9 protein-coding genes are annotated in these 8010 nt (G+C 70.2%); 3 read left to right on the top strand and 6 right to left on the bottom strand.

All coding sequences use genetic code 11. From position 1 onward, the window contains the following. Nucleotides 1-169 precede the first annotated feature (169 nt). The gene (locus tag G7A99_RS07305) at nt 170-955 is read left to right on the top strand and encodes an exodeoxyribonuclease III (RefSeq protein ID WP_163139321.1); all 786 of its coding nucleotides are present in this window, start codon (nt 170-172) and stop codon (nt 953-955) included. Nucleotides 956-964: 9 nt separating this feature from the next. Here G7A99_RS07305 and G7A99_RS07300 read toward each other — a convergent pair whose 3' ends face one another. From G7A99_RS07300 to G7A99_RS07280, 5 genes are all read right to left on the bottom strand, one after another. Next, entirely contained in the window at nt 965-1252 is a 288-nt protein-coding gene (locus G7A99_RS07300) for a glutathione S-transferase N-terminal domain-containing protein (RefSeq protein ID WP_163139320.1), read from the bottom strand. Beyond that, complete coding sequence (trxB, locus tag G7A99_RS07295; RefSeq protein WP_163139319.1) at nt 1249-2265, bottom strand: thioredoxin-disulfide reductase; 1017 nt, start codon at nt 2263-2265, stop codon at nt 1249-1251. The genes G7A99_RS07300 and trxB overlap by 4 nt, the downstream gene beginning before the upstream one ends. A gap of 79 nt (nt 2266-2344) precedes the next feature. Next, nucleotides 2345-2947, bottom strand: coding sequence for a peroxiredoxin (locus G7A99_RS07290; RefSeq protein ID WP_018717572.1), 603 nt, complete (start codon nt 2945-2947; stop codon nt 2345-2347). Nucleotides 2948-3127: 180 nt separating this feature from the next. Next, nucleotides 3128-3511 carry a DUF5362 family protein gene (locus G7A99_RS07285; protein WP_018717573.1) on the bottom strand — a complete coding sequence of 128 codons (384 nt, stop codon included), beginning with the start codon at nt 3509-3511 and terminating at the stop codon, nt 3128-3130. Between the two features lie 3 nt (nt 3512-3514). Next, entirely contained in the window at nt 3515-4885 is a 1371-nt protein-coding gene (locus G7A99_RS07280) for an AmpG family muropeptide MFS transporter (protein WP_018717574.1), read from the bottom strand. Nucleotides 4886-5290: 405 nt separating this feature from the next. Here G7A99_RS07280 and G7A99_RS07275 point away from each other — a divergent pair, with 405 nt between their 5' ends. Further along, the gene (locus tag G7A99_RS07275) at nt 5291-5692 is read left to right on the top strand and encodes a tetratricopeptide repeat protein (RefSeq protein ID WP_156831151.1); all 402 of its coding nucleotides are present in this window, start codon (nt 5291-5293) and stop codon (nt 5690-5692) included. Nucleotides 5693-5915: 223 nt separating this feature from the next. Further along, nucleotides 5916-7172: a response regulator gene (locus G7A99_RS07270; protein WP_018717576.1), complete on the top strand. Its 1257-nt coding sequence runs from the start codon at nt 5916-5918 to the stop codon at nt 7170-7172. On the opposite strand, the gene nfi is transcribed toward G7A99_RS07270, so the two are convergent. Then, nucleotides 7159-7839 (bottom strand): deoxyribonuclease V, encoded by a 681-nt coding sequence (nfi, locus tag G7A99_RS07265; RefSeq protein WP_163139318.1) that lies wholly within the window; start codon nt 7837-7839, stop codon nt 7159-7161. The two genes, G7A99_RS07270 and nfi, sit on opposite strands and share 14 nt — an antisense overlap. Nucleotides 7840-8010: the final 171 nt, after the last annotated feature.

Genomic DNA, 8010 nt, shown 5'->3' with positions numbered 1-8010 from the left:
CGGGACGTCGCACGCCTTTGGCGCACGACCTACGCGCGTGCGGCCGGAGGTAGGTCGTGCACGGCCGTGAGGCCGTGTGCGACATCGCTGCTGGTGCGCGCGGTGAAAGGTGGCGTACCGGTGACCGCCTTAGTACGATCCGGTGCCGGTACAGCCTTCGGGGGCGCTCATGACGGTCCGCATCACCACGGCCAATCTCAACGGCATCCGCGCGGCGGCGCGCAAGGGCTTCTTCGACTGGTTCACGGAGGAGGCGCCGGACGTGCTCTGCGTGCAGGAGACCAAGGCGCAGTACGACCAGCTCGCCGGCGATGCCACGTACTTCCCCGAGGGCTGGCACGCCTACTTCGAAGACGCGGAGAAGAAGGGCTACAGCGGCGTGGCGCTCTACAGCCGGGTGGAGCCGGATGACGTGATCCGCGGCGTGGGCTTCCCGGAGATCGACCGCGAGGGCCGCTGGATCGAGGCGCGCTACGGCAACCTCTCGGTGGTGTCGTTCTACATGCCCTCGGGCACGTCCGGCGACCACCGCCAGGGCTTCAAGTACGCCTTCATGGACCCGTTCATGGCGTACCTCGCCGAGCTGCGCAAGGGCCCGCGCAGCTACATCATCTGCGGCGACTGGAACATCGCGCACACGAAGCTCGACCTGCGCAACTGGCGCTCGAACCAGAAGAACTCCGGCTTCCTGCCCGAGGAGCGCGCCTGGCTGGACCGGCTGTTCGACGAGGTGGGGCTGGTGGACGCCTTCCGCGTGGTGGAGCCGGAGACGGAGCAGTACACCTGGTGGTCCTACCGCGGCCAGGCCTGGGCGAACAACACGGGCTGGCGCATCGACTACGAGGTGATCACCCCGGACCTCCGTGGGGCGGTGCGCTCGGCGAGTGTCTACGAGGGCGCGCGGTTCTCCGACCACGCGCCCATGACCCTTGCCTACGACCTCACGCTGGGCTGAGCCCCGGGCTCAGCCGCGGGCGGCCTCGCCGGCCGTGCCGAAGCGCTCCACGAGGTAGGCGATGATGTCCGAGGACTCGTAGAGCCAGGTCTGCGTGCCGTCCGGGCTGGTGATGAGCAGGCACGGCACCATCCCCCGGCCGCCGTCCTCGATGAGGGCCTGGCGGTGCCCGGGCTCGCGGCGGATGTCGCGCATCTCCATGGTCAGGCCGAGGCGCTCCATCACCGAGCGCACGCGCATGCAGAAGCCGCAGAGCTCGTGGTGATAGAGCGCCAGGTCGTCGGCGTGGACCGTCATGCCAGGGACTCCGAGGCCGCGTCCGCGTCGGAGGCCGCGCTCGCCGGGTCGCCGCGCTCGAGTTCCAGCGCGTCCAGGTACTTCTCGGCGTCCAGCGCCGCCATGCAGCCGGTGCCCGCGGAGGTCACCGCCTGGCGGTAGACGTGGTCCATGACGTCGCCGGCCGCGAACACGCCGGCCACGCTGGTCGCCGTGGCGTTGCCGTCGAGGCCGCTCTTCACCCGGATGTAGCCGTTCTCCATGGTGAGCTGGCCCTCGAAGATGTCGGTGTTCGGCTTGTGGCCGATGGCGATGAACACGCCGGTGACGTCGAGCTCGTCGGTGCTGCCGTCGGTCGTGCTCTTCAGCCGCGCCCCGGTGACGCCGGTCTGGTCGCCCAGGACCTCGTCCAGGGTCGCGTTCCAGCGGATCTCGATGCGGCCTTCCTCCACCTTCTTTGCGACCTGGTCCTGCAGGATCTTCTCGCCGCGGAACCGGTCGCGCCGGTGCACGATGGTGACCTTGCGCGCGATGTTGGAGAGGTACAGCGCCTCTTCCATCGCGGTGTTGCCGCCGCCGATCACGGCGACATCCTGCTGCTTGTAGAAGAAGCCGTCGCAGGTGGCGCAGGCGGACACGCCCTTGCCCATGAAGGCGGACTCGCTCTCCAGGCCGAGGTACTTGGCCGTCGCGCCGGTGGCGATGATCACCGCGTCCGCGGTGTACTCGCCGTTGTCGCCGGTCAGGCGGACCGGGCGCTGGCGGAAGTCGACCTCATTGATGTGGTCGAAGACGATCTCGGTGCCGAAGCGCTCGGCGTGCGCCTTCATCCGTTCCATGAGCTGCGGGCCCTGGAGCCCTTCCACGTCGCCCGGCCAGTTGTCCACGTCGGTGGTGGTGGTGAGCTGGCCGCCCATCTCCATGCCGGTGACCATCACCGGGTCGAGGTTGGCCCGGGCGGCATAGACCGCGGCAGTGTAGCCGGCGGGGCCGGAGCCCAGGATCAGAAGCTTGCAGTGCTTAGCGTCGCTCATAGTCACGCGCCTCGTAGAACGGATTCGGTTCGGGCCGCCGCGGCCCCGTGGGGTGCCGCGGCGGGTCACGCCCGCGGCCTTACAGGCGGCTGGCGTTGTCCTTGAGGTACTCGGCCACGCCCTCGGCGTCGGGCTTCATGCCGGACTGGCCCTTCTGCCAGCCGGCGGGGCAGACCTCGCCGTGCTCCTCGGTGAACTGCAGCGCGTCGACCAGGCGCAGCATCTCGTCCACGGAGCGACCGAGGGGCAGGTTGTTCACGATCTGGTGCTGGACCACGCCGTCCCGGTCGATGAGGAACGACGCGCGCAGCGCGACGCCCGCCTCCGGGTGCTCGATGCCGTAGGCCCGGCAGATCTCGTGGGTCTTGTCCGAGACGATCGGGAACCGCACCTCGCCGATGCCGCCCTTGTCCACCGGGGTGTTCCGCCACGCGAAGTGGGAGAACTCGCTGTCGATGGAAACGCCGACGAGCTGGACGTCGCGCTCGGCGAACTGCTCCTGGCGATTGTCGTGGGCGATGATCTCCGAGGGACACACGAACGTGAAGTCCAGCGGCCAGAAGAACAGCACCGTGTACTTGCCGCGCAGATCGGAGAGCTTGAACGAGTCGTTGATCGTGCCGTCGCCCATCACGGCCGGTGCGGTGAAATCGGGGGCCTCACGGGATACCAGAACGCTCATCGGTGTGTCTTCTCCTCGGGTGGTTTGGGTGTCCACATCGGCCAATGGTTGGCCATCGTAGGCAGCGCCCGGCGATCGGTAAAATTCATTTTCGCCATGCACGGGATAGACGCGCGCTATCGTCCGGGCGCCCGTGTATCCACCGACGACGTCGGGGCGCCGCCGGCGGGTTTCAAGCCTCTACCAGCCGCCGTGGCCGCTCATGCCGCCCATGCCGGCCCCGAACATCATGCCGCCGATGCCGAAGAGCATGCCGAGCAGCCAGAAGGCGAGCACGATCAGCGTGAGCACGCCGCTGATGGTGAAGAACGTGCGTAGCCGCTGCTGGGAGCGGATCAGCGCCTCCTCGTCGCCGTGGTGATGGGCCTGGTCGATCGCGCCGGCGGTCTGGAACAGCAGGATGCCCATCCAGATCGGCAGCCAGGCGACGATCAGGCCCACGATGGTGAGCGCGGTGAGCACGCCGTTGGCGATCAGCAGCACCGCCACCATCTTGAGCCAGAAGCGGCCCTCGGCCAGCGGTGCCGACAGCCGCCGGATCAGGGGAGCGGTTTCGTTTTCCATTGGTTATGACTCCTTGTTGGTCAGTGGGTCGGGGCGCGTGGCCGGTGTCCGGCGCATCAGCCACAGGGTGAGCAGCACCGCCGGCAGCCCCAGGGCGGCGGTGACCAGGAAGAAGGTAACGTAGCCGTCGGCGTCCACCACCATCCCGCCGAAGCCGCTCAGGAACTTCCCGGGCAGCGTCATCAGCGAGCTGAACAGGGCGTACTGCGTCGCCGTGTACTGCTCCGAGGTCAGGCTCGACATCCAGGCGATGAAGGCGGTGCCGGCGAGCCCGCTGGCGAGGTTCTCCGCGCCGATGACGGCGACGAAGAGCTCCGGGGCGTGGCCGGTGGTGGCGAGCAGCGCGAATAGCAGGTTGGTCACGGCGGCGAGGATGGCGCCGGCGAGCAGCGGCTTCAGCAGGCCGTAACGGCGCACCGCGATTCCGCCGATCACGGTGCCTATGGCCGTTACCGTCGTGCCGAAGATGCCGCTGATGGCACTGATCTCCACCTTGGTGAAGTTCAGGTCGAGATACAGCGGGTTCGCCATGCTCGCCATCGCCAGATCGGTGATCCGGAACGTCGCCACCAGCGCGAGGATGCCGATGGCCGCCGGTCCGAAGCGCCGGACGAAGTCGCCGATCGGTGCGAGCACGGCGCCGGCCACGTGCGTGACCGCGTGGGCGAACCATCGCGGCAGCGAGGGGTGGCGCTGGCTGAAGGTCTCCACCACGTGCTCCTCGACGCTGGTCGTGCGCGCCCGGTGCGCTGGCTCGACGGCGAGCAGCGTGGTGAGCATGCCGATCCCGGTGAGGCCCGCCATGACCAGGTACGTCGTGTGCCAGTCGGTACGCGCGGCGAGGTAGAGTGCCCCCGAGTAGGAGGCGATGATCGCCGCGCGGTAGCCTAGCTGGTAGGTAGCCGCCATCGCCCCCTGCACCGATGGCGGCGCCGACTCGATGCGGAAGGCGTCGATGGCGATGTCCTGGGAGGCGGAGGAGAAGGCCACCAGCACCCCCAGCAGCGCCACCGTGCTGAGCGCCTGGGTGGGGTCGGTGCCCGACATCAGCGCGAGCCCGGTGGCGATGCCGATCTGTCCGGCGAGCATCCAGCCGCGGCGGCGCCCGAGCCGGGTGGTCAGCCCCGGCAGGGGCAGGCGGTCGACCACCGGCGCCCACAGGATCTTGATGGAGTAGGTGATCCCGATCCAGCTGAAGAAGCCGATGGCGGTGCGCGTCACCCCGGCCTCGGTGAGCCAGGCGGTCAGCGTGGAGAACACCAGCATGAACGGCAGCCCGGCAGAGAAGCCGAGGAACAGCATGGTGATCACCGGCCGCTGTAGGTACACGGCCAGCGCGTCGCGCCAGGCTGATCGGAGGGGGTGCACGGGCATGGGGGCTCCTGCTCGATCGGTCTGCGGCATGTTCCGTGATGGCGCCAGCGGCGGCAAGCCCTGGCCACTACCCGTGCCCCGTATCCCGACAGGTCTGTCCCTCCCCGCCGGCATGGCCGTCGCCCGTTCAGGGCAGCGCGACGACGCGGAGGGCGGGGCGCCGGCTTGCCGAAGGGCGCCCCTCGACTTGCGGATGAGGGGCAGGGCAGGGCGGGGCCGGGTGTCGCATTGAGTCACCCGGGTGTTCCCGCGGGCGCCGCAATGTGTCACTTCCGTGACCGCGGGGTGATGCCCTCTGGCGCGTCAGGCCCGGCTGCCCGGGGTTTGCGCGGCTTCGTGATTTGGTGGCACGCTTTCTGCTTCTCTAGGGGTGCTCGGACCGGAATATGAGGGGGTTGTTCGGGTATGGCCACACCGATGGATAAGGCCTGGAACGATTACATGGTCGGTAACCGGCTGGAAATGGGCGAGGACACCGGTGTGGACCTCAGCGGTGCGGCGCGGCTCTATCGCCGCGCCGCATTGCGCGGGCTGGCGCAGGCTCAGCATGCGCTGGCCTTTCTTTATGCCACCGGCCAGGGCGTGGCGCGCGATGACGCGCTCGCCGCTGGCTGGTTCCAGGTCGCTGCAGAGCAGGGCCACGTCGCCGCGCAGCACAACCTTGGCGTCATGTACGCCGAGGGGCGCGGCGTCGAGCTCGACGAGCAGGCGGCGGTGCGCTGGTTCTATCGCGCCGCGCTTGGCGGCAGCGACGAGAGCCGCCGCTGGCTCGACGACCACTACGATCACTGCAGCGGCATGGAGTGATCGCCGCGGCGCTGCCGTTGCCACACTCCCGTCACCGCTTCCCCGCCGCCTGACGGCCGCCGTCAGGCGGCGTTTTTGTGCGCCGTTTCCCGTTATCGCCCCGTCGGGGCTGGTCCATTCGTTTGCTGCTTTGATAATAATGATTGTCACGGGGCACTCGATAGCTTAGCCGCCGGTCCGCCCAGGGTGGGCAGTGACCGGCGACCGGCCTGGGGGAACATCAATGACCGCACAGATCCGGACGGCTCTGGTCGTCGACGACTCGCGACTGGCGCGCGTGGCCCTGACCAAGCTGCTGCGCCGCCGCGACATCACCGCCGACGAGGCCGCCACCGGCGCCGAGGCGGTCGCCCAGGTCCGGGAGCGCGTGCCGGACGTCATCTTCATGGACTACATGATGCCGGACATGGACGGCTTCGAGGCGACGCGCCAGCTACAGGCGCACCCCGGTGCCGCCGCCGTCCCGGTGGTCATGTATACCTCCCAGGACTCCGAGGACGACCGCGCCCGCGCGGAGGCGCTGGGCGTGGTGGACTTCCTGATCAAGCCGAGCGGCGAGGACGGGCTGGACCGCGCCCTTGCCGCGGCGCGCGAGGCGCTGGAGGGCGCCCCTGCCGCCGAGCCGGCGGAGGCCGCCACGGTGGAGGCGGCGGGGCCGATGGCTGACCTGGAGGACAATACCCTGGACGTGCCTGACTTCGGGGAGGCCGCCGCCGCACCCGCGGAACCGGAGGACAGTGCCGTCGACTTCGGCGGGATCGCCATCGACGAAGGCGAGCACGGGCCCGGGCCCGATACCGGCATGGGCTCCGAAGCGGCGCCGCCCGCTGCATCGCCCGCCCCTGTCGACGAGGCCGCCCTGCGCGAGGCGGCTGCCGCGGAGGCCGAACGGGCCGCGCGTGCGGTGATCGCCGAGCGCCTCGGTGACGACCTGGAGTCGACCATCCGGGAGGCGGTCGAGCCCGCGCTCGCGCCTATTAACGAGCGCCTGGATGCTGCGGCCGCGGAGCGCGCCGAGCTGCGCGAGTCCGTGGACCTGGAGGCGCTGTCGGCGCGGCTGGTCGAGCAGGTTCGCCCGCGGGTGGTGGAGGCAATCGGGCCGGAGGCCGCGGAGCGCATCGTCGAGGACGCCGTGCCGTCGCTGGAGCGCCAGCTAGCCGACCGTCTGGGCAGCGACGAATGGCTCTCGCGGCTGGTGCCGGAGGTGGTCGAGCGGGCCATGCCGGCGCTGCAGGACCGCCTGCTCGAGGGGCTCCAGGACCCGCTGCGCCGGGCCCTGTCCGATTCCGTGGAGAGTGCCGCGCACCAGGCCGCCGTGGAGGCGGCGGATGCGCGGGCGGCGGCCCAGGCCCAGGCCGCGGACACGCTGGTGGGCGAACGCGTGGCCCGGGAGGCGGCGGCGCTGCGGCGGCTCGTCTACACCGTCGCCGGTGTCGGCGTAGTCGGCCTCGCCGCGGTGGCCGCGCTTACCCTTCTCTGAACGCCCCGCGCCGCGAGGCGAGGTGGTCCGCCTGACGGGTCGGCTCCGGCAGGCGGTAGCCCCGGCAACAGGCGAGCACCCAGTCCACCGCGCTGTCGATGTCGCAGCGGTGCCCGGGTGAGACGTACAGCGGCCGCACGCCGGTGCGCGTGCGCACCACCGTGCCGATGCGCTCGTCGCCGTCCATCAGTGCGGTGCAGGCGCCGCGCTCCCGCCCGGGTTCTTCGTGGCTGCCCACGAGCCGTGATTTCCCCACACCGATGGTGGCCAGTCCCGTGATCACGCCGAGATGGGCGGCGATGCCCAGCCGCCGCGGGTGGGCGATGCCCTGGCCGTCGCAGAACACGAGTTCCGGCGTGGTGTCGAGCCCTTCCAGTGCGGCGAGAACCACCGGCAGCTCGCGGAACGACAGCAGCCCCGGTACGTAGGGCATGCGGGTGGGCTCGCGGGCGATGTGGTGGCCGACAGGTTCGAGATCCGGCCAGCCCATCAGCACCGCGGCGGCACGGGCCGTCCGACCGCCGTCCTCGAACCCGGTGTCCACGCCGGCGATGGTGCGCACCTCCGCGGGCGGTGGCGTCAGGCGCACCTCGCGGGCGAGCCGGGTCTGCAGGGCGCGGGCCTCGGTGGGGGTGAGGTCCCAGGGATGGTCGATGAGGCGCTCCATGGCAGGAGTCTGCCACGGATGCTGGACGGTGGGCACGGGCCCGCACCGCGCCACCATAAAGGCGGTTCATCGCAAGGCAGGGGAAAGCGCCGGTCTTGGACCGGCGCTTGCGTCCGGTGCGTCAGGCATGCGCCCGATTTGCCCGGGGGCGGCCATCCTGGCTTTGCCCTG

The organism is Arhodomonas sp. KWT (genome assembly GCF_010993615.1).
The sequence above is the reverse complement of the archived record's forward strand: the minus strand, read 5'-3'. Positions and strand labels throughout refer to the sequence as shown.